Source organism: Nocardioides sp. (assembly GCF_036274455.1).
In the GTDB taxonomy this organism is placed as follows: Bacteria; Actinomycetota; Actinomycetes; order Propionibacteriales; family Nocardioidaceae; genus Nocardioides.
Genome location: NZ_DASUFR010000054.1, coordinates 32641 through 51824 on the forward strand (window position 1 = coordinate 32641; position 19184 = coordinate 51824).

General features: G+C 71.0%; 22 protein-coding genes and 1 tRNA gene. 15 read left to right on the top strand and 8 right to left on the bottom strand.

Annotated features, from left to right (window positions below; genetic code table 11):
* Positions 1–16 precede the first annotated feature (16 nt).
* Positions 17–1075, bottom strand: a complete 1059-nt coding sequence (locus tag VFV89_RS05115) for an FAD-dependent oxidoreductase (RefSeq protein ID WP_329704830.1) — start codon at positions 1073–1075, stop codon at positions 17–19.
* Positions 1076–1140: 65 nt separating this feature from the next.
* Complete coding sequence (deoD, locus tag VFV89_RS05120; protein WP_329704831.1) at positions 1141–1845, bottom strand: purine-nucleoside phosphorylase; 705 nt, start codon at positions 1843–1845, stop codon at positions 1141–1143.
* Between the two features lie 82 nt (positions 1846–1927).
* On the opposite strand from deoD, the gene nudC reads away from it, so the two are divergent.
* Positions 1928–2836 (top strand): NAD(+) diphosphatase, encoded by a 909-nt coding sequence (gene nudC, locus VFV89_RS05125; protein WP_329704832.1) that lies wholly within the window; start codon positions 1928–1930, stop codon positions 2834–2836.
* 6 nt (positions 2837–2842) lie between these two features.
* Here nudC and VFV89_RS05130 read toward each other — a convergent pair whose 3' ends face one another.
* A complete protein-coding gene (locus VFV89_RS05130; protein WP_329704833.1) occupies positions 2843–3211 on the bottom strand; it encodes a cupin domain-containing protein in 369 nt (122 codons plus the stop codon).
* A 64-nt stretch (positions 3212–3275) separates the two neighbouring features.
* Here VFV89_RS05130 and VFV89_RS05135 point away from each other — a divergent pair, with 64 nt between their 5' ends.
* Positions 3276–3743 (top strand): MarR family winged helix-turn-helix transcriptional regulator, encoded by a 468-nt coding sequence (locus VFV89_RS05135; RefSeq protein ID WP_329704834.1) that lies wholly within the window; start codon positions 3276–3278, stop codon positions 3741–3743.
* A 19-nt stretch (positions 3744–3762) separates the two neighbouring features.
* On the opposite strand, the gene VFV89_RS05140 is transcribed toward VFV89_RS05135, so the two are convergent.
* Complete coding sequence (locus VFV89_RS05140; protein WP_329704835.1) at positions 3763–4005, bottom strand: mycoredoxin; 243 nt, start codon at positions 4003–4005, stop codon at positions 3763–3765.
* Positions 4006–4137: 132 nt separating this feature from the next.
* Between VFV89_RS05140 and VFV89_RS05145 the strand changes: the two genes are divergently transcribed.
* The 5 genes from VFV89_RS05145 to VFV89_RS05165 all read left to right on the top strand — a co-directional run bounded on the left by VFV89_RS05145 (position 4138) and on the right by VFV89_RS05165 (position 7754).
* A complete protein-coding gene (locus tag VFV89_RS05145; protein WP_329704836.1) occupies positions 4138–6171 on the top strand; it encodes an ATP-dependent DNA helicase UvrD2 in 2034 nt (677 codons plus the stop codon).
* 156 nt (positions 6172–6327) lie between these two features.
* Complete coding sequence (locus VFV89_RS05150; protein WP_329704837.1) at positions 6328–6531, top strand: hypothetical protein; 204 nt, start codon at positions 6328–6330, stop codon at positions 6529–6531.
* A 155-nt stretch (positions 6532–6686) separates the two neighbouring features.
* On the top strand, positions 6687–7025 hold the full coding sequence (locus VFV89_RS05155; RefSeq protein ID WP_329704838.1) for a WhiB family transcriptional regulator: 339 nt from the start codon (positions 6687–6689) through the stop codon (positions 7023–7025).
* Between the two features lie 63 nt (positions 7026–7088).
* Positions 7089–7286, top strand: a complete 198-nt coding sequence (locus VFV89_RS05160) for a hypothetical protein (protein ID WP_329704839.1) — start codon at positions 7089–7091, stop codon at positions 7284–7286.
* Between the two features lie 306 nt (positions 7287–7592).
* A complete protein-coding gene (locus VFV89_RS05165; protein ID WP_329704840.1) occupies positions 7593–7754 on the top strand; it encodes a hypothetical protein in 162 nt (53 codons plus the stop codon).
* 146 nt (positions 7755–7900) lie between these two features.
* Here the strand turns inward: VFV89_RS05165 and VFV89_RS05170 are convergent, their stop codons facing one another.
* Together VFV89_RS05170 and VFV89_RS05175 are read right to left on the bottom strand one after the other, a co-directional pair.
* Positions 7901–8737: a TOMM precursor leader peptide-binding protein gene (locus VFV89_RS05170; protein WP_329704841.1), complete on the bottom strand. Its 837-nt coding sequence runs from the start codon at positions 8735–8737 to the stop codon at positions 7901–7903.
* 153 nt (positions 8738–8890) lie between these two features.
* Complete coding sequence (locus VFV89_RS05175) at positions 8891–9049, bottom strand: DUF5679 domain-containing protein (RefSeq protein WP_329704842.1); 159 nt, start codon at positions 9047–9049, stop codon at positions 8891–8893.
* Positions 9050–9286: 237 nt separating this feature from the next.
* On the opposite strand from VFV89_RS05175, the gene VFV89_RS05180 reads away from it, so the two are divergent.
* The 3 genes from VFV89_RS05180 (at position 9287) to VFV89_RS05190 (ending at position 12029) form a co-directional block, all read left to right on the top strand.
* On the top strand, positions 9287–10081 hold the full coding sequence (locus VFV89_RS05180) for an enoyl-CoA hydratase/isomerase family protein (RefSeq protein WP_329704843.1): 795 nt from the start codon (positions 9287–9289) through the stop codon (positions 10079–10081).
* Between the two features lie 348 nt (positions 10082–10429).
* Complete coding sequence (locus tag VFV89_RS05185; RefSeq protein ID WP_329704844.1) at positions 10430–11476, top strand: PHP domain-containing protein; 1047 nt, start codon at positions 10430–10432, stop codon at positions 11474–11476.
* A 10-nt stretch (positions 11477–11486) separates the two neighbouring features.
* The gene (locus VFV89_RS05190; protein WP_329704845.1) at positions 11487–12029 is read left to right on the top strand and encodes a M48 family metallopeptidase; all 543 of its coding nucleotides are present in this window, start codon (positions 11487–11489) and stop codon (positions 12027–12029) included.
* Here the strand turns inward: VFV89_RS05190 and VFV89_RS05195 are convergent.
* Together VFV89_RS05195 and VFV89_RS05200 are read right to left on the bottom strand one after the other, a co-directional pair.
* Entirely contained in the window at positions 12026–13333 is a 1308-nt protein-coding gene (locus VFV89_RS05195) for a zinc-dependent metalloprotease (protein WP_329704846.1), read from the bottom strand. The two genes, VFV89_RS05190 and VFV89_RS05195, sit on opposite strands and share 4 nt — an antisense overlap.
* 63 nt (positions 13334–13396) lie before the next feature.
* Positions 13397–13858, bottom strand: coding sequence for a molybdenum cofactor biosynthesis protein MoaE (locus VFV89_RS05200; protein ID WP_329704847.1), 462 nt, complete (start codon positions 13856–13858; stop codon positions 13397–13399).
* A gap of 31 nt (positions 13859–13889) precedes the next feature.
* Between VFV89_RS05200 and VFV89_RS05205 the strand changes: the two genes are divergently transcribed.
* The 5 genes from VFV89_RS05205 to VFV89_RS05225 all read left to right on the top strand — a co-directional run bounded on the left by VFV89_RS05205 (position 13890) and on the right by VFV89_RS05225 (position 18985).
* Positions 13890–14108, top strand: coding sequence for a hypothetical protein (locus tag VFV89_RS05205; RefSeq protein WP_329704848.1), 219 nt, complete (start codon positions 13890–13892; stop codon positions 14106–14108).
* Between the two features lie 44 nt (positions 14109–14152).
* On the top strand, positions 14153–15238 hold the full coding sequence (locus VFV89_RS05210) for a YlbL family protein (protein ID WP_329704849.1): 1086 nt from the start codon (positions 14153–14155) through the stop codon (positions 15236–15238).
* Positions 15238–15819 carry a PPA1309 family protein gene (locus tag VFV89_RS05215; protein ID WP_329704850.1) on the top strand — a complete coding sequence of 194 codons (582 nt, stop codon included), beginning with the start codon at positions 15238–15240 and terminating at the stop codon, positions 15817–15819. The genes VFV89_RS05210 and VFV89_RS05215 overlap by 1 nt, the downstream gene beginning before the upstream one ends.
* Entirely contained in the window at positions 15812–18868 is a 3057-nt protein-coding gene (locus VFV89_RS05220) for a UPF0182 family protein (RefSeq protein ID WP_329704851.1), read from the top strand. The genes VFV89_RS05215 and VFV89_RS05220 overlap by 8 nt, the downstream gene beginning before the upstream one ends.
* A gap of 43 nt (positions 18869–18911) precedes the next feature.
* Positions 18912–18985, top strand: a tRNA-Met gene (locus VFV89_RS05225).
* Positions 18986–19184 lie beyond the last annotated feature (199 nt).

Consider the following 19184-nt stretch of genomic DNA (forward strand, 5'->3'; position numbering starts at 1 on the left):
GCCAACAGACGAGTCGTCAGGCTCCGATCGCCTCGGCCTCGCGATCGAGCCACGCCGCCACGCCACGGGCCGCGACCCGGCCGGCGCGGTTGGCGCCGATGGTGCTCGCCGACGGTCCGTATCCGACCAGCTGGATCCGCGGGTCGGTGACCGACGCGGTGCCGTCGAGCTGGATGCCGCCGTGCTCCGAGGTCAGGTGCAGGGGAGCCAGGTGCCCCACGGCGGGCCGGAAGCCCGTCGCCCACAAGATCACGTCGGCCGGCCACAGCGGACCGTCCGGCAGGCGCACGCCGTCCGGCTCGATGGAGGTGAACATCGGGTGCCGCTCGTAGGCGCCGAGCCGCTCCGCCTCGCGCTCCTGGTCGCGAAGCTTCAGTCCGGTCACGCTCACGACGCTGGCGGGTGGGAGGCCGCGGCGTACTCGCTCCTCGACCAGCGCGACCGCCGCGCGGCCGACCTCGGGGGTGAAGTCGTCGGTCCGCCAGACCGGCTCCCGGCGGGTGACCCAGAGCGTGTCGTCGGTGACCGGCGCGATCTCTCCCAGCAGCTGCACGGCCGACGCACCCCCGCCCACGACCACCACCCGCGCACCGCGGAACGGCTCCGGACCGGGGTAGTCGTGCGTGTGCAGCTGCCGGCCGCGGAACCTCCGTGCTCCCGGGTAGGACGGGACGAACGGCCGCGACCAGGTCCCCGTCGCGTTCACGAGGGTGCGCGTGAGCCACCGCCGGACGCCGGCGCGCACCTGGAGGAGCCCGTCGCCGGCCTCGGTGACGGCGTCGACGTGGACCGGCCGAACGACCGGCAGGTGGTGGGTGTGCTCATAGTCGGCGAAGTAGGCAGGCACCGCGACGTTCGCCCGCTCACCCGAGAGCTCGGGCGGCGCGGATCCCGGCAGCGCGGCGATGCCGTGCACGTCGCGCATGGTCAGCGAGTCCCAGCGGTGCTGCCACGCACCACCCGGCGCCTCGTCGGCGTCCAGCACGACGTGCGCGATGCCCCGGCGCTGCAGGTGGTACGACGCCGAGAGCCCCGCCTGCCCGGCTCCGATCACCACCGCGTCGAGGACCTCCACGTGAGGTGAACACGCGCGGCCACCGGGTTAGTCCATGCCGACCCGCCGGCGGGGAGGTGGCCGGGTCAGACCGAGAGGCCGGCCTCGAGGGCGATCTCGACCATGTCGCCGAAGGTTCGTTCGCGCTCCTCGGCGGGGGTGGCCTCCCCGGTCACGACATGGTCGGAGATGGTGCAGACCGCCAGCGCTCGGCGGCCGTGGCCGGCGGCGATCGTGTAGAGCGCTGAGGCCTCCATCTCGATGGCCAGCACGCCGTGCTCGACCATCCTGGTCAGCAGCTCGGGGCGAGCGGCGTAGAACGAGTCGGCGCTGAAGACCAGCCCCACGTGCACGTCGTCGCGAGCACCGGCTGCAGTGGCGGCGGCGGAGAGCAGCGTGAAGTCTGCGACCGGGGCGTAGTCGAGCCCCTCGAAGCGGATCCGGTTCATGCTCGAGTCGGTGCACGCGCCCGAGGCGATGACGATGTCGCGCAGCCTGACGTCCTCGCGCAGGCCGCCGGCCGAGCCCACCCTGATGATCGACTGCACGTCGTAGTCGCGGAACAGCTCGGTGGCGTAGATCGCCAGGGACGGCTGGCCCATCCCGGAGCCCTGCACCGACACCGGCCGGCCCCGCCACGTGCCGGTGAAGCCGAGCATGCCGCGCACCTCGTTGTAGCAACGCGCGTCCTCGAGGAACGTATCGGCGATCCACTTCGCGCGCAGTGGGTCTCCGGGCATGAGGACGAGCGGGGCGATGTCGCCGGCCGCGGCCCCGATGTGGATGCTCACCGGCCGGAGACTAGTGGGTGCCGCTGGAGGTTCGTCGGGGCCACCCGACGGAGGTCCGGCGGTGCCCATTAGCGTCGTACGGGTGGAGTACCAGCACCTGCGTCTGGCCAGCGGCGCCCACGACCGACTCGCCGCCCGTCGTCATGACGAGGCGTGGCTCGAGGACCGGTGGGCCGATCCGGACACCCAGGTGCTGGTCGTCGCCGGGACCCGCGTCCACCCCGTCGATGGCCGGATCCCGTGGGTGTCCCCGCAGGACGCACCGGACGGGCTGCGGGTCCTGCTGGGCGAGCACGACGGCCGCTCGTGGTTCGCCGTGATCACCGGTCCGGAGGCCTCCGTGGAGGCGAAGGACGAGTGGCTCCCGCTGCGCGGACTCCTGCCCCACCTGGCCGACGACACCCTGGCCAGCGCTCCGCTCGTCTTCCACGCGCTGGGACTGGCCGAGTGGATGTGGGTGACGCGGTTCTGCCCGCGCTGCGGTGAGCCGCTCAGGCCACGGGCCTCGGGCCACGAGCTGGCCTGTCCCAACGACCACGTCCAGTTCCCGCGCACCGATCCCGCGGTGATCATGGTCGTCACCTCGGGCGAGCCCGGAAGCGACGACGAACGTTGCCTCCTCGGCCGCCAGGCGGTCTGGCCGGAGGGGCGGTACTCGACGCTGGCCGGCTTCTGCGAGCCGGGGGAGACGCTCGAGGACGCCGTACGCCGCGAGGTGCTGGAGGAGACCGGTGTCGTCGTCGGCGACGTCGACTACTTCGGCAACCAGCCCTGGCCACTCCCGGCCAGCCTGATGCTGGGCTTCATCGGCCGCGCGGTCTCGACCGAGATCCAGGTCGACAACGTCGAGCTCGACGACGCGCGGTGGTTCACCCGCGCCCAGATGAAGGCCGAGGCCGAGGCGGGCTCACTCGTGCTGCCGGGCGGTGTCTCGATCAGCAGGTCGCTCGTCGAGCACTGGTACGGCGGGCCGCTGCCCGGCCAGTGGTGAGGGCGCTCACTGCGCCCACGGCGGCTGGAGCCGCTCGCCCTCGGCGGTGGTCGCGGTGAAGCCGGCCGCGATCGCGACGTAGGCGACCGCGTCCTCCGGCCCCGGGTTGACCACCGAGATGGGCTCGCCCGCGGGGACGATCGCCACGTCGCCCGGCTCGAGGAGCTCGCCGTCCGGGGTCACGCGGAGACGACCGGAGAGGACGAGGAAGGTCTCGTCGCGGTCCAGGGTGTGTGGCGCGGCGTCGTGGTTCGGGGCCACGGTGATCTGCCACGTGCAGAGCTCCCGGCAGCCCCGGCTCGGAGCGGCGTACGCCGAGAAGCGGACGCCGGGGAGCTCGAAGGTGCGTGACTCGGTGGCGCGGATGACGGTCATGGACTGACTCCCTGAGATGATAGACAAGCACGCTTGAACAAGCGTGCTTGTCTATCATGGAGCCGTGACCCACATCCGGCAAGGCCATGACCTCGGGATCCTGCTGGCGCTGGCCTACCAGCGGTTCGTCGAGGAGCTCCGAGAGGCCCTGGCCGACGCGGGAGTCGACGCGCTGGGCCGGTCGGACGGCTACGTCTTCCGGGCGCTGGCCGACCAGCCGTGCACCGTGAGCGCGCTGGCCGGCCGGCTCGAGATCAGCAAGCAGGGGGCGGCCCAGATCGTCGACGACATGGAGCGTCGCGGGCTGGTCGTACGCCGGCCCGACCCCGACGACCGGCGGGCCCGGCTGGTGTCACTCACCGACGAGGGGGAGCGGGCGCTGCGCACGGCGCGCGCGTTCCACCTCGAGTTCGAGCGACGGCTGGTCTCCGAGCTCGGCGCGGCCCCGGTCGATGGGCTGATCACCTGCCTGGAGCACATGGCTGGCGAGGACACGCTCCGCGACCCGCGGATCCGGGCGCTCTACCTCTGAGCCACCGCAGAGCCGCAGCTCAGGAGGCAAGCGCGTCGAGCGACGCGAGCTTCTCCTTGACCTGGGCGAGCGACGGGTTGGTCTGCGACGTGCCGTCGCGGTAGACCAGCGTCGGGACGGTCTGGTTGCCGTTGTTGGCCGACTCCACGATCAGCGCCGCCTCGGGGTGCTCCTCGATGTCGACGACGTCGTAGGCGATCCCTTCGCGGTCGAGCTGGCTCTTGAGGCGGTGGCAGTAGCCGCACCACTGCGTGCTGTACATGGTCACACCCGCGTCATGAGTGGTGCTGCTGTCGGACATCAGGGACTGTCGCCTCCGGGCTCTATCGTGATCGCGTGCGGACGGTATCCGCCGCCGTACATCTTTCAACCACCCACCCCCCGGAGTTGTTCCTTGTCGTCTCAGGGTGCCGCTGAGGACCTGCTGTCCGCGCTCGACCCCGAGCAGCGCCAGGTCGCCGAGGCCCTGCGCGGCCCGGTCCGGGTGCTGGCCGGCGCCGGCACCGGCAAGACCCGCGCGATCACGCACCGCATCGCCTACGGCGTGGCCAGCGGCGTCTACGCACCGGCCGAGGTGCTGGCAGTGACCTTCACCACCCGCGCGGCCGGTGAGATGCGCAGCCGGCTGCGCGGCCTCGGCGCCGGCGGCGTCCAGGCCCGCACCTTCCACTCCGCGGCGCTGCGACAGCTCCGCTACTTCTGGCCGCACGTCCACGGCACCGAGCTGCCCCAGCTGGTGGAGTCCAAGCTCGGCCTCCTGGCCGCCGCCACCAGGCGACAGGGGCTCACCACCGACCAGGCCCTGCTGCGCGACCTGGCCTCGGAGATCGAGTGGGCCAAGGTCAGCAACGTCGGCTCGTCGTCGTACGCCGAGGTCGCCGCGGCGCGCGGCCGCTCGGTGGCCGGCCAGACGCCCGAGGTCGTTGCCCGGGTCTTCGAGTCCTACGAGGAGGTCAAGCGCGAGCAGCGCCGCATGGACATGGAGGACGTCCTCCTCCTCACCGCCGGGATGCTGGCCGACGACGAGCGGGTGGCCGCCCAGGTCCGCCGGCAGTACAAATGGTTCGTCGTCGACGAGTTCCAGGACGTCTCACCGCTCCAGTCCGCGTTGCTCGACCTGTGGCTTGGTGGGCGTGACGAGCTGTGTGTGGTCGGCGACCCGGCCCAGACGATCTACTCCTTCGCCGGCGCCAACGCCGACTACCTGCGCGGCTTCCCGGCCAAGTTCCCCGGCACCACCTCGGTCGAGCTGGTCCGCAACTACCGCTCCAGCCCCCAGGTGGTTCGGGCGGCCAACACCCTGCTCGAGGGCACGCCCAGCCAGGGTGTCGAGCTCCGCGCCCAACAGCTGGCGGGCCCGGAGGTCACCTACGACGCCCACCCCGACGAGGTCGCCGAGGCGGAGTCGGTCGCCGCGCGGATCCTCCGGCTGCGCCAGCAGGGCCGTGAGGCAACCGAGATCGCCGTGCTGTTCCGCATCAACGCCCAGTCCGAGGCGTTCGAGGAGGCTCTCTCGGCGCGCGGCATCCCCTACGTCGTCCGCGGCGCCCAGCGGTTCTTCGACCGGCCCGAGGTGCGCGAAGCGGTGACCCGGATACGCGGCGCGGCCCGCTCTGGCGAGGGGCAGGACGTCCTCGAGACCGTCCGCGGCATCCTGGCCGGCATGGGCTGGACCCCCGAGGCGCCGTCCGCGCGCGGCCAGACCCGCGACCGCTGGGAGTCGTGGCAGGCGCTCATGGACCAGGCGCTGGAGTTCTCGGCGGCGGGGGGCACGCTCGCGGAGTTCGTCGACGACCTCGACCGCCGGGCGGCCGAGCAGCACGCCCCTGTTGCCGACGGCGTCACGCTGGCGACCTTCCACGCCGCCAAGGGGCTGGAGTGGGACTCGGTGTTCCTCTGCGGCCTCCAGGACGGCACGCTGCCGATCACCTACGCCGAGACGCCCGCCCAGCTGGAGGAGGAGCGCCGACTGCTCTACGTCGGCATGACCCGGGCCCGGCGCGACCTCGCACTGTCCTGGGCGATGGCCCGCAACCCCGGGGGCCGCGCCTCCCGCCAGCCGTCCCGGTTCCTGACGCCGTTGCTGCCCCAGGAGACGCTCCCGCTCCCCAAGTCGCGCAAGGCGAAGGGTGCGCGGATGTGCCTCGAGTGCGGTCGCCCACTGCAGACCGCCGCCGACAAGGCCCGCCGCCGGTGTGCCGACTGCCCTGCTCCCTACGACGAGGAGCTCTACGAGCGGCTGCGCCACTGGCGGACCGAGCGCGCCCGCGAGGAGGAGATCGCGGCGTTCATGGTGTTCAGCAACGCGACCCTCGAGGAGATCGCCACGCGCCGCCCGCGCTCGACCCGCGAGCTGCTCGCGGTCAGCGGGGTCGGCAAGGAGAAGCTCCACAAGTACGGCGAGGAGCTGCTCGAGCTCGTCGGGTGACCCGATCGGGCGCGATGGCAGAAAATTGTCGAGAAATACCCATAAAATCAATTGCTCCTTACCGGAGCGCGGCGGTACGTTGTCCGTCCAGTCGAAGACGCGCGCACATCGGGTCTGACAAACCCAGCGCCCGAGGAACCAGAAGGAGGTGTGGACATGAAGTTCAGCTCGAACCAGATGCCGGCGATCATCCCGTCGTACTTTGGCGCGCCCATTTGTGGCCACGCCTCCGACGTGTCCCTCGCCGGCTTCGGCACGACGTTCGTCGTGCGCGAGCGCCAGGCCGCCCCCAAGGGCGACATGGGCCTCGTTGCCGGCTACGTCCCGGGGACCAGTGCCTGGAGTCCACCGTCCAGTTGAGAGCAACTGATCGGCAGCCTCCAGGCCGCGGAACCCGACAAGGGATCCGCGGCCTTTCTGTTTCTCACAACCAGAGAGACCGCGCCGGGATCCCATCGCAGACCAGATGACCCGAACATCCGCGATCAAGGTGAGCAGAGGAGGTGAAACAGGACATGACCATCAGCGTTCTCGACCGCACAGCGGACTCACGAGGTCTTGGCGCCGACCAGCCGAGTCTGGGCAACCTCCACGACAAGGCCGGCAAGGCGGACGAGGCGACACTGCCGTGCCGGGTGTACGACCCGGAGCTGTGGTTCGCCGAGTCGCCGAGCGATGTGGAGTACGCCAAGGCCCTGTGCGTCGACTGCCCGGTGCGCTCGCTCTGCCTCGACGGCGCCCTCGAGCGCCGTGAGCCGTGGGGCGTCTGGGGTGGACAGCTCTTCATCCACGGAGTCGTCGTCCCCCGCAAGCGTCCGCGTGGCCGCCCCCGCAAGAACGAGGTGGCCGCGTAGGCAGCCACGAGGCGTCCGTCATCCGACGGCCGCGTCCCTTTCCGAGAAAGACCAAGACACCAAATGAGCCAGACCTTCAAGACCAGGAGCACCGAGATGAATCTCATGAACGAGAACCTGGCGCGCGCGCAGATGTCCGCGCGCCTGGGAGAGGCGCAACAGTTGCGGCGCGGCCACCAGCTGGTCCGCGCCCGCCGGCTCAGCCGCAAGGCCGAGCAGGCTGCGCAGCAGGCGCGTCTCGCCCTCGCCCGCGCTCTGTAAGACCCGAATGGGATGCCGCCGTCAGCGGCCCTCTGCAGGGACACCCTGATCGCGGGTGCCAACCAGGAGCCGGGTACGACCACCGATGGTCGTGCCCGGCTCCTGCGCATTTCAGGCTCTTGTGACTCCCCGCTCCGCTCTTGGCGGCGGTGAGCTGTCAACCGGTCGCCACGGTCCAGGCGTTCAGAGGTCACCGCCCCCCGGGCTGTCCCGCCGACACGCCGAGGCGGCGGTGGATCGGCAACCACACCGCCTGCATGGAGGTTGACAGGTCACCGCTGCCCCGGTGCCCGCTAGGTTCGAGCCGTGAAGACCTGCGACTTCTGCGGGCGGCAGGAGACCGATGAGGCCAAGACGCTCACGTGGAGCACCGCGGTCGAGAACGGTCGGCCGCGGACCTTCTGTGACACCTGCTCCCGCGAGAACCTCCGGTCGATGGAGGGCAAGCTCGACAGCGAGTATTGGTGATCGGTCGGAGCGAGGAACGAGCTCCGACAGATCGATGGTGGTTGAGCAGCGACCGGAGCCGACCGACGAACGAGGTCGGCTCCGACGGAGCGTGTCGAAAGCTCCGCAACTGAGGCCGGGACCGAACCCCACCGGGCCGTGCTCACTCACCCCACCCGCTCGACCAGCCCATCGCCCCAGGCGCAGCCACAGTGCAGGTGCCGGCGGTAGGTCGTGACCACCGGCGGCAGGGCCGCCAGCGCCACGGTGGCCGACCAGGTCGACGGGGGGTCGCCGTCCACCGCGGCGGCCAGGTCGTGGACCGCCCAGGCGACGGCCAGGGCGCGCTGCACCGGGTCCGGGACCGCCGGCCGCAGGGGAGGGGTGGTCGCCAGCTGCTCGACCACGAGCGCCCGGCGCGGGTCGTGCTCCCCGAGATGGGCGTCCACGCAGCGCAGGCAGGCGGTGTGGCCCGGGACGACGTAGGGGCCCACCACGACTCCGCCGGCACCTTCGCGCACCACCAGGTGCGGCGTGCCGGACCGCACCCACCCGTCGACCCGGTCTCGCGAGGGTTCGCCCTCGGTCCACAGCAGCGCCGCTGTCGCCCGGGACGAGGCGGGGGAGAGCCGCAGTCCGGCCGCCTCCACGAGCTCGGCGAGCTCGGACAGTACGTCGTCCGGCGCGTCCACGCGCAGCATGCACCTGGTGCGCCGCGCACGACGTTCGGAGTCGGTGTCGTGGGCAACGACCAGCCCCGCGGCCACCAACGCATCGAGGATCGGTGCGGTGAGCGGGCCGAGGGTGGTGAGCGGGCCGCCGTGCGCCAGCTCGACCAGCAGGAGGCGGACGGCGTCGGAGTCGGGAACGACCGCCGCCAACGGCGGGTCCACGCCGAGCTGGAGGAGCCCGGCGTCGCGCCGGGCCAGGCCCACTCCGGGGCGCAGGGCCCAGGTCGCGCGGGTCCGCGCGCCCCGCGCGTTCTTCGGTGGGGTGGTGGTCATCCGGCCACGGTCACACGGATCGTGGCCGGGCGTCGCCGGCTCTCCACAGGCCCGGACATGGGACGACGCCCCGGCTGGGAGCCGAGGCGCCGTCGTGTGCAGTCGCTGCTGCCGCCCGGGGCAGCAGGCCGAAGTCGTGGCGGTGAGCCTTGCTCAGGCCTTGCCGAGGATGCGGTTGAGCTTGGTCCCACAGACGGGGCACAACGCCTGAGCCATCCGGGTGCCCTTGTCGTTGACCCGGACCTCTCCCGAGGCCTCGCGCTTCTCCTTGCACTTCACGCAGTAGAACTCGCCGCTCCAGGTCTCCGCCATGACGGCCTCCTTGCTCGTATTCCGTTCGGTCGTCGCGGCGGGGACTCTCCGGTTCCCCGGGAAGGGGGAAGCCCGCCGGAGGCTCTCGGGACAGGCCCTCGAGCCGTTTCGACCGTACTGCAACCCCGCCTCAACCCGTGTCAGGCGCTCGGCGCGCCGAATTTCGGTCTTTGTCAGGCCTATTGGCCGGTGAATCCGCTCGGGGCGGCCGCGAACGAGGCTCAGTAGGGTGCGCCCATGTCCGCCTACGAGCACCTGAGGCTGGAGCGGCCCTCCGCCGGCGTGGCCCTGCTGACCCTCGACAACCCCGACATGCGCAACGCGATGTCCGACGAGATGACCTCGTCGTGGGTGGCCGCCGTGGCCGAGCTGGCGGCGGACCGCTCGCTGCGTGCCGTCGTGGTGACCGGCGCGGGCTCGGCCTTCTGCTCGGGCGGCAACACCTCCTGGATCGCGAGCGAGCCCGACGCCACGGTCGAGGAGCTCCGCAGCCGGATGCTGCCGTTCTATCGGGCCTGGCTGTCGATCCGCTCGCTCGAGGTGCCGACGATCGCGGCCGTCAACGGCGCCGCGATCGGCGCCGGGCTGTGCCTGGCGCTCGCCTGCGACCTGCGCTATGCCGCGGCCGGCGCCAGGCTGGGGGCGCCGTTCGTGAAGCTGGGCATGCACGCGGGGATGGGCGGCACCTTCCTGCTCCCCGAGGTGGTGGGCGAGGCGCACGCGCGCGACCTCCTGCTCACCGGCCGGGTCGTCGACGCCGACGAGGCCCTCCGCATCGGGTTGGTCTCCCGGGTCCTGGACCCGGCGAGGTTCCTCGCCGACGTCCTCGCGATCGCCGACGGCATCGCCGCCACCGCCCCCATCGCCAGCCGGCTCACCAAGCTCGCACTCCTCGACGGCGGCCACCGCGACCTCGAGACCGCGCTCCAGTGGGAGGCGATGGCCCAGCCCATCACCCTGGCCACCGACGACCTCCAGGAAGGCATCCGCGCCGCCCAGGAGAAGCGCGCCCCGACCTTCCGCGGTCACTGACGAGCACGACGTGAAACGAGCCCCCGTGTCTGCCGGTGGAGACCCGCCTTCCCCTTGCGGATCTTCTCCGACAGGCCCGGGGGCCTCGTCTGGAGGGGAACGCTAGGCACTCGGCGCCGGCCGGGGCAATGCCTCGGGGGGTGCCCCTGTGGATGACCGTGTGGACAAAGCTGTGGACAACCCGGTGGACACGTGGAGGACACGCCGTGGGAGCGTGCACCACACTGTGGACAACAGGTGGATGCCGCCTCCGTTTCCGGTGCTGACCTGCGCAAATGAGAGTGCACGTGCTGTGGACGAAAATTGACCCGCCACATTTCGTCGGCGCGGCCTCCTAGGGTGACTGGTGTGGCGGAGGCGTACGACGGTGGACCGGTCGCGGCGCTTCGCCGGATCGCGTTCCTGCTCGAGCGGGGGCGCGAGGAGACCTACAAGGTCAGGGCCTACCGCAACGCCGCCGCGGCGATCCTGCCCCTGGGTGAGGACGAGGTCCGCGCGCGCGTCGAGGCCGGGACCATCACCGAGATCCCGGGAGTGGGCGCCAGCACCGCCAAGGTGATCACCGCGACGGCCCGGGGCGAGCTGCCGGAGCGGCTGGCCGCGCTCGAGGCCGAGCACGGCGGCCCGCTCGTCGACGGGGGCCGCGAGATGCACGCCAGGCTCCGCGGCGACCTGCACTCCCACTCGGACTGGTCCGACGGCGGCTCGCCGATCGAGGAGATGGCGTTCACCGCGATGGAGCTCGGCCACGACTACCAGGTCCTCACCGACCACTCGCCGCGGCTGACCGTGGCCAACGGGCTGAGCGTCGAGCGGCTGAAGAAGCAGCTGGTCGTCGTCGACGCGGTCAACCAGCATCTGTCGTCCCGGGCGGACGGCGCGTTCACGCTGCTCAAGGGCATCGAGGTCGACATCCTCGACGACGGCAGCCTCGACCAGACCGACGAGATGCTCGACCGGCTCGACCTGCGCGTGGCCAGCGTCCACTCCAAGCTCAAGATGGACAAGGCGGACATGACGCGGCGGATGGTGGCCGCCGTCCGCAACCCCCGGGTCAATGTGCTCGGGCACTGCACCGGCCGGATGGTGATGGGCGCCCGCGGTGTGCGCGGGCAGTCCCAGTTCGACGCCACGGCCGTCTTCAGCGCCTGCGTCGATGGCAACACCGCCGTCGAGATCAACTCGCGCCCCGAGCGGCGCGACCCGCCGACCCACCTGCTCGAGCTCGCCCGCGACCTCGGCTGCCTTTTCTCGATCGACTCCGACGCCCACGCGCCCGGCCAGCTCGACTTCCTCTGGTACGGCGCGGAGCGGGCCGAGAAGGCCGGGATCGACCCGGACCGGATCGTCAACACCTGGCCGAAGGAGCGGCTCCTGGAGTGGGCCAACGGCTAGATTTCGTCCCATGGCGGTGGCGTCCGAGCCGGCACCCGAGGTCGAGGTGCGGCGCAGCAAGCGGCGCCGGCGGACGGTCTCGGCCTACCGCGACGGCGAGAAGGTCGTCGTGCTCGTCCCCGCCTCGCTCACCCGCAAGGAGGAGGCCGAGTGGGTCGAGACGATGGTGGCGCGGGTCCTGAAGTCCGAGAGCAAGGAGCCGTTGACCGACGCGGAGCTGATGGAGCGCGCGTTGATGCTCAACGACCGCTACCTCGGTGGTCTCGCGGTCCCCGGCTCGGTGCGGTGGGTGCAGAACCAGAAGCAGCGCTGGGGCTCCTGCACCCCCGGTGACCGGACCATCCGGCTGTCGGTGCGGCTCGAGGGAATGCCGCTGTGGGTGATCGACTACGTGCTGGTTCACGAGCTCTCGCACCTGATCGAGCCCGGTCATGACGCGGCGTTCTGGAGCTGGGTGGACCGCTACCCCCAGTCCGAGCGCGCCAAGGGCTACCTGCTGGGCTGGTCGGCCGCCGCGCGTGTCGACCCGCCGCCAGGCGAGGAGCTCGTCTAGGAACCCTCGGGCTCGTCCCCGCTCGGCCCCTCGAGGAGCTCGCGCAGGGCGGCGTCGAAGTCGTCCTCGCTCATCGACTCCGGCGCGGTGGCGCCCTCGCGGAAGCCGAGGGGGTCGTCGAGGTCGGCGGCGGTCGGCAGCAGGTCGGGGTGCATCCACACCCCGTCGCGCGCCTCGGTGCCCTGCCGGGTGCGCAGCGACCCCCACAGCGTGGAGGCGTCGCGCAGCCGGCGCGGCCGGAGCTCGAGGCCGACGAGCGTCGCGAAGGTCTGCTCGGCCGGGCCACCCGCGGCCCGCCGACGGCGTACGGCCTCCTGCAGCTTCCCGGCGTTGGGCATCCGGCCCTCGGTCGCCTGGCCCACCACTTCGTCGACCCAGCCCTCGACCAGCGCGAGCGTGGTCTCGAGCCGCGAGAGCGCGGCCTTCTGGGCGGGGGAGTCTGGCAGCTCGAACATGCCGCCCTCGAGCAGCTGTTGCATCGACTCGGGGTTGGTGGGGTCGATGCCGCGCATCTGCTCCTCCACCCGCTGCTGGATGCCCTCGACGTTGACCTCGATGCCCTCGGCGTAGGCCGTCACCGCGCCGACGAGGTGCTCGCGCAGCCACGGGACCCCGGCGAAGAGACGCTGGTGGGCGGCTTCGCGGAGGGCGAGGTAGAGCATCACGTCGTCGGCCGGCACGTCGAGACCCTCGGCGAACGCCGCCACGTTGGCGGGGATGAGCGCGGCCTTGCCGGCCGGGGCCAGCGGCACCCCGATGTCGGAGACCGAGAGCACCTCACCGGCGAGGGTGCCGAGCCCGGAGCCGACCTGGTTCGCCAGGAGGGCGCCGATGGCGCGGCCGAGGATGCCGAGGATCGGTCCGGCCTGGCCCTTCGCCTCCTCGGGCAGCGCGGCTCCGAGCGCGCCGACCGACTGCAGGGCGACCGGCTCGACGAGGACCTTCCAGACGTCGAGCGTGTTGACGATCCACTCCGCCCGGCTCCACGCCGTCGTCGACGTCACACCCGAGGGGAAGCCGGTGGCGTCGTCGAGCCAGTGGTCGGCCAGCTGGAGCGCGTCCGCGACGGCGTTCTGCTGGGCGCTGGTGGGGGTGGGGTCGGGGGACTGCGCCGCGGTCTTGCGCGCGAGGTCCAGGGCGACGTCCCAGTTGAGGGGGCCGTCGTAGGGCTGGAGCAACGACTGCAGCTGCCCGAAGAGCTGGCTGAGGTCGGGCATGCCCTGCCCGCCCATGCCCTGGGCGAAGAACTGCTCGAACGGAGTGCCCTTGAACGGGTTCTGGGGCTCCTCGGGCTCGTCTGCCATACCGACAACCGTACGCGGCTCACGGTCAGAACCAGATCCGCTGCGCGCGAAATCAGGGACCGCTCAGGGAGACCCCACCCACTCCTCGGAGCCGTCGCTGAACCGCTGGTGCTTCCAGATCGGGACCTCGGCCTTGAGCGTGTCGATCAGCGCCCTCGAGGCGTCGAACGACGTGCCGCGGTGGGCCGAGGACGTCGCGACGATCACGGCCACGTCACCGATGGCCAAGGTGCCGACCCGGTGCACGGCGGCCAGTGCGTGCACGTCGAAGTCGGCGGCGACCTTCTCGCACACCTCGCGCAGCCGGTCGAGCGCGGAGGGGTGTGCGGTGTAGTCGAGGCCGAGCACGCCCTGGCCGTCGTCATGGTCGCGGACCCGGCCGACGAACAGCGTCAGCCCGCCCGAAGCATCGTCGTCGAGCGCGGCGACCACCTCGCCCACGTCCAGCGGCGTCTCGCGCAGGTCGACGAGCCTCAGTGCCGACTGGGCCGACTGTTGCGTCCGCGCTGGCGTGGGCTCCGACATGTCGCTCAAGTTAGTCCCTACCCTCACAAGGGTGCAGATCCTGCTCTGGCTGGTGCCGCCGGTCGTGGTCACGCTCGTCGCGATGGCCTGGGTCGGCTGGGTGGGGCGGGAGACTCGCGGCGAGGTCGACCGCGAGGAGTCCCTGCGCCGCCTCGGTGCTGCGCTGCAGCGGCCGCGGCCGACCCGGAAGCAGGCCCCGCTCCCGCACCGTCGCGAGCGGTCCACCGGTGTCGCCGTACGCCGCGGCTGACCTGCGCGCGGCCCGGCTACCACCGGTTTGAGAGAGTTTTCGGCATGAACCAGCGCACCCCGGCCGCGGCCGCGGCCGTGGTGCTCGTTGCCGCGCTGGCGGTGGTGGCACTGCTCAAGCCGCTGCCCTACACGACCTATGCCCCCGGACCGACGATCGACGTCCTCGGCGCCCCGGACGGCAAGGAGATCATCCAGGTCGGCGGCGACCAGAAGACCTACCGGGACGACGGCCAGCTCCGGATGACGACGGTCTCGGTCACGCCCAAGGACAGCAACCTCAACCTGTTCGAGGTGATGGCCGCCTGGCTCAACCGCAACGACGCGGTCTACCCCAAGGACGCGGTCTACCCCGACGACAAGACCGCCGACGAGGTGCGCGACGAGGGCCAGGTCCAGATGGTGTCCTCGCAGGACACCGCCGTGGCGGTCGCGGAGAAGGCGCTCGGCTACCCGGTGACTCCCTCGCTCGAGGTGACCTTGATCAGCGACGGCTCGCCGGCCGACGGTGCGCTCGCGGTGCGTGACCTGATCCGGAAGGTCAACGGCGTCCCGCTCAGTGACGACATCTCGAAGGCCTCCGACGAGCTCCGCAGTGCGATCAAGGCGACCCCGCCGGGCCAGCAGGTGACGCTCACGGTGCTGCGCGACGGCAAGGAGGTCGACGTACCCCTCACGCCGGAGCAGCCCAGCACCGACCTGTTCGGCGTCGTCAAGGTCACCGGTTCGCCCCAGCTCGGCATCTTCCTGGGCCAGGGGTTCATCCTGCCGTTCCCGGTGACGGTCACCATCGACCCGCGGATCGGCGGCCCGAGCGCCGGGTTGATGTTCTCGCTGGCGATCTACGACACCCTCACGCCGGGCCCCCTCACCGGCGGCGGCCGGGTCGCCGGCACCGGCGAGATCGCGGCGGACGGCACGGTGGGGGCGATCGGCGGCATCCAGCAGAAGATCGTCGGCGCGCGCGAGGACGGCGCGCAGCTCTTCCTCGTCCCGGCCGACAACTGCGACGACGCCAAGGGCGCCCACAACGGCGACATGCGGCTGGTCAAGGTCGACACCTTCGACACCGCGAGGTCGGCGATCGAGACCTGGGCCAAGGACCACGACGCGAAGCTGCCGAGCTGCTGATGGACAACGACCTACCCACCCTCGACCCCGCCGTGGACCCCGCCCTGGCGGCGGCGGTCCTCGAGATCGAGTCGCACAGCGCGGAGGCGGGCTGGGACCAGCCCGGGCGGCTCTACGCACTGGTCGACACGGCCGCGCTCGTACGCCGCGAGCCGGCCCTGGCATCGGCGATGGGGCTCGACGACGCGTCCGCGCAGGGGTCCCTGACGCCGGTCGAGCAGGAGCAGCTGCCGCCCGACCGGTTCGAGTCGACGCTGGCCTCGATCGCCTGGGGCCCGGAGGTGAGCGGCTGCGCGGCCGTGGTCGAGCGGCTGGTGCTGCCGCCGGCGGCCGACGACGCAATGCCTGACGACCCAGCCGAGGCCGCGACGTACGCCGCCGAGCACCCGGATCGGCAGGAGGTCCGGATGGTGGTGGGTGTCACTAGGACCGGGTCGTCATACTGTGCCCTCCGGCTGCGTGCACACGACGACGACCAGTCCGTCGTGGGTGGCGCAGACCTGGTCCCCGAGCTGATCGCCCTCCTGGGCGCGACGCTCGAGCCTGTCGACGACGAACCAGAGGACGACCCGCGTGAGTGAGCTTTTCGACGAGGAGGAGCGGGAAGAACCGCCCGCCCGCCCGCCGTCGCGGCGTTCGCGCGCGCTGGTGATCACCGCCGTCGTCCTCGTGATCGCCTTCTTCGCGCTCACGACGTTCGCGAACTTCTACACCAACGTGCTGTGGTACCGCGACATCGGCTACGGCGCGGTCTACAGCCGCCTGCTCTGGACCAAGATCATCCTGTTCTTCGTCTTCGGGCTGCTGATGGCGGTCGCGGTGGTCGCCAACATGGTCATCGCCTTCCGGATGCGGCCGCTGTTCCATCCGCAGTCGCCGGAACAGACCGGGCTCGACCGCTACCGCCAGGCCGTGACGCCGATCCGCACCTGGCTGGTCGCCGGCCTGGGCGTGCTGCTCGGCATCTTCGCCGGCACGTCTGGCGCCGGCGAGTGGCGCACCTACATGCTGTGGCGCAACGGCGTGCCGTTCCAGCGCGAGGACGAGTACTTCCACAGGGACATCGGCTTCTTCGTCTTCGACCTGCCCTGGTACCACTACCTCGTCGACTTCGTGATGGCGGTCAGCGTCGTCGCGCTGCTCGCCGCCGCGGTCGTCCACTACCTCTACGGCGGCATCCGGCTGCAGACCCCGGGGGACCGGCTGTCCGGGGCCGCGCAGGCCCAGCTGTCGGTGCTGCTGGGCGTCTTCGTGCTCGCCAAGGCCGTCGACTACTGGCTCGACCGCTACGACCTCGCCTACCAGTCCGGGTCGCTGCTCACCGGCATCACCTACACCGACCAGAACGCGGTGCTGCCCGCGAAGGCGATCCTGATGGGCATCGCGCTGATCTGTGCGGTGCTGTTCTTCGCCAACGTCTGGCGTCGCACCTGGATGCTGCCGTCGGTGAGCCTGGCGCTGCTGGTCCTCTCCGCCATCCTCCTGGGGCTGATCTGGCCCGGCATCGTCCAGCAGTTCCAGGTCAAGCCGTCGGAGTCGGACAAGGAAGCGCCGTTCATCGAGAAGAACATCGAGGCGACAAGAGCGGCCTACGACATCGACACCGTCCAGGAGTTCCAGCTGCCCTCGCAGCGGATCTCGGTGGTCGGCGACACGACCAACCCCAGCGTCACCTCGATCCCGCTGGTCGACCCCAAGCTGGTGCGGCAGGCGTTCCAGCAGAACCAGCAGGTGCGTGGCTACTACTCCGTGGCCGACGTGCTCGACGTCGACCACTACAAGATCAACGGCGTCGACCGGGCGCTGGTCCTCGGCGCCCGCGAGCTCGACCAGGGCGCGCTCGACAGCTCGGTGCAGAACTGGCTCAACCTGCACACCGTCTACACCCACGGCAACGACATCATCGCGGCCTACGCCAACCAGCGGAACGGCGCCGACCAGGAGGTGTCCACCAGCGGCCAGGGGCTGACCGACAAGACCGTGTGGGCGGAGGGCAACCAGCCCGGCCAGGACGACCTCGCGAAGGCCGTTGGCGACTACAAGACCCAGATCTACTTCGGGGAGCACAGCCCGAGCTACTCCGTCGTGGGCAAGGCCAGCCCGAACTCGCCGAGCGTCGAGCTCGACCTCACCAAGGCGGCCTCCACCGAGGACGATGACTCCTCCAGCGACCCGACGACGACCTACACCGGCGAGGGCGGGGTGCCGGTCGGGTCGACGTTCCGCCAGCTCCTCTACGCGATCAAGTTCGGGAGCACGAACTTCCTGCTCTCCGGTCGGGTCACCTCCGGCTCCGAGGTCATCTACAACCGGGACCCGAAGGAACGGGTCAAGATGGTCGCCCCGTGGCTGACCCTGGACGACGACGTCTACCCGACGATCGTCGACGGGCGGATCCTGTGGGTGCTCGACGGCTACACGACCACCGACCGGTTCCCCGGGTCCGAGCGCGAGTCGTTCAAGACGATGACCAACGACACGCTGCAGGACGAGTCCGGGTTGCGCACGCTGCCGACCGACGAGATCAACTACATGCGCAACTCGGTCAAGGCGACCGTCGACGCCTACGACGGCACGGTCACGCTCTACGCCTGGGACGACCAGGACCCGCTTCTCAAGGCCTGGTCGTCGGCGTTCCCCGGCACCGTGAAGCCCCGGGAGGACATCCCTCCGGACCTGATGGACCACCTGCGCTACCCGGAGGACATGTTCAAGGTCCAGCGCTTCCAGTTCGCGCGCTACCACGTCACCGACCCGCAGGCGTGGTTCCAGGACAACAACCGCTGGGACGTCCCCGAGGACCCGAACCCGACCGGGACCACGAAGGCCCTTCAGCCCCCCTACCGCATGTTCGTGACCCAGCCGCCGGGCCTGGTGCCGTCCCCGGACAACCCCGAGAACGCACCACCGGTCCCGACGACCTCGACGTGGTCGCTCACCTCGACGTTCGTCCCCTACAAGCGGAGCAACCTCGCGGCCTACGTCTCGGTCGACTCCGACGCGACCTCGCCGACCTACGGCCAGATGCGCGTGATCGACGTGATCGACCAGCAGCAACAGGGGCCGAGCCAGGTCGCCAACGCGGTCAGGTCCGACCCGGGGGTCTCGGAGAAGCTCGCGGAGTTCAACCGCTCCGGCAGCAACGTCACCTACGGGAACCTGCTCACGGTGCCGGTGGGCGACGAGCTTATGTACGTCGAGCCGGTCTACGCCAAGCTCGCCACGGCGAACGAGGCGAACTTCCCGATCCTGCGCTACGTCCTGGTCTTCTACAAGGGCGGCGTCGGCATCGACACCACGCTCAGTGGCGCGGTCGCCGACGCCCAGTCCGGCCCGGAGAGCGAGCCGTCGACCCCGCCCACCACCGGGCCGTCGCCCTCGCCGACCACCGGACCGTCGGGCTCGCCCAGCTCGACCGCCGAGCCCGGCTCGGTCCAGGAGCTCCTCGACGAGGCCCAGCAGGAGTTCCTCGCCGCCGACCAGGCGCTGAAGGCCGGCGACCTGGCGTCCTACCAGCAGCACATCGAGAAGGCCCAGAGGCTGGTCGAGCAGGCCATCGCCCTCGAGAACGGCGGCTCGCCGTCGGCGCCGGCCTCCCCGTCGGGCTCCGGTCCGTCGCCGTCGCCCTGATTTGGGGTCCCCGCCACCGGTGCCGTAACCTTGGGATCACCGACGCGGGGTGGAGCAGCTCGGTAGCTCGCTGGGCTCATAACCCAGAGGTCGCAGGTTCAAATCCTGCCCCCGCTACAAAGAGAAACCACAGGTCAGAGGCCGTTTTCGGAGAGATCCGAAGGCGGCCTCTGCTGCGTCCCCAAGCCCCTTGTCCGCAACTTGTCCGCAGACATCGCCGTGGCGTGTGTCGTCCGACGGTCCTAGAACCGGACGGACATCGGTGGCGCGGAGTGGAATCTGAAGCCTCTGATTCAGGCCGCCTGGGGCGATCAGC

Coding starts and splice junctions, on each gene's coding strand:
- VFV89_RS05215 (WP_329704850.1), top strand. CDS start 15,238: ATGGACAACGACCTACCCACCCTCGACCCCGCCGTGGACCCCGCCCTG.
- VFV89_RS05210 (WP_329704849.1), top strand. CDS start 14,153: ATGAACCAGCGCACCCCGGCCGCGGCCGCGGCCGTGGTGCTCGTTGCC.
- VFV89_RS05190 (WP_329704845.1), top strand. CDS start 11,487: ATGGCGGTGGCGTCCGAGCCGGCACCCGAGGTCGAGGTGCGGCGCAGC.
- VFV89_RS05195 (WP_329704846.1), bottom strand. CDS start 13,333: ATGGCAGACGAGCCCGAGGAGCCCCAGAACCCGTTCAAGGGCACTCCG.
- VFV89_RS05130 (WP_329704833.1), bottom strand. CDS start 3,211: ATGACCGTCATCCGCGCCACCGAGTCACGCACCTTCGAGCTCCCCGGC.
- VFV89_RS05155 (WP_329704838.1), top strand. CDS start 6,687: ATGACCATCAGCGTTCTCGACCGCACAGCGGACTCACGAGGTCTTGGC.
- VFV89_RS05170 (WP_329704841.1), bottom strand. CDS start 8,737: ATGACCACCACCCCACCGAAGAACGCGCGGGGCGCGCGGACCCGCGCG.
- VFV89_RS05160 (WP_329704839.1), top strand. CDS start 7,089: ATGAGCCAGACCTTCAAGACCAGGAGCACCGAGATGAATCTCATGAAC.
- VFV89_RS05180 (WP_329704843.1), top strand. CDS start 9,287: ATGTCCGCCTACGAGCACCTGAGGCTGGAGCGGCCCTCCGCCGGCGTG.
- VFV89_RS05150 (WP_329704837.1), top strand. CDS start 6,328: ATGAAGTTCAGCTCGAACCAGATGCCGGCGATCATCCCGTCGTACTTT.
- VFV89_RS05175 (WP_329704842.1), bottom strand. CDS start 9,049: ATGGCGGAGACCTGGAGCGGCGAGTTCTACTGCGTGAAGTGCAAGGAG.
- VFV89_RS05200 (WP_329704847.1), bottom strand. CDS start 13,858: ATGTCGGAGCCCACGCCAGCGCGGACGCAACAGTCGGCCCAGTCGGCA.
- VFV89_RS05140 (WP_329704835.1), bottom strand. CDS start 4,005: ATGTACAGCACGCAGTGGTGCGGCTACTGCCACCGCCTCAAGAGCCAG.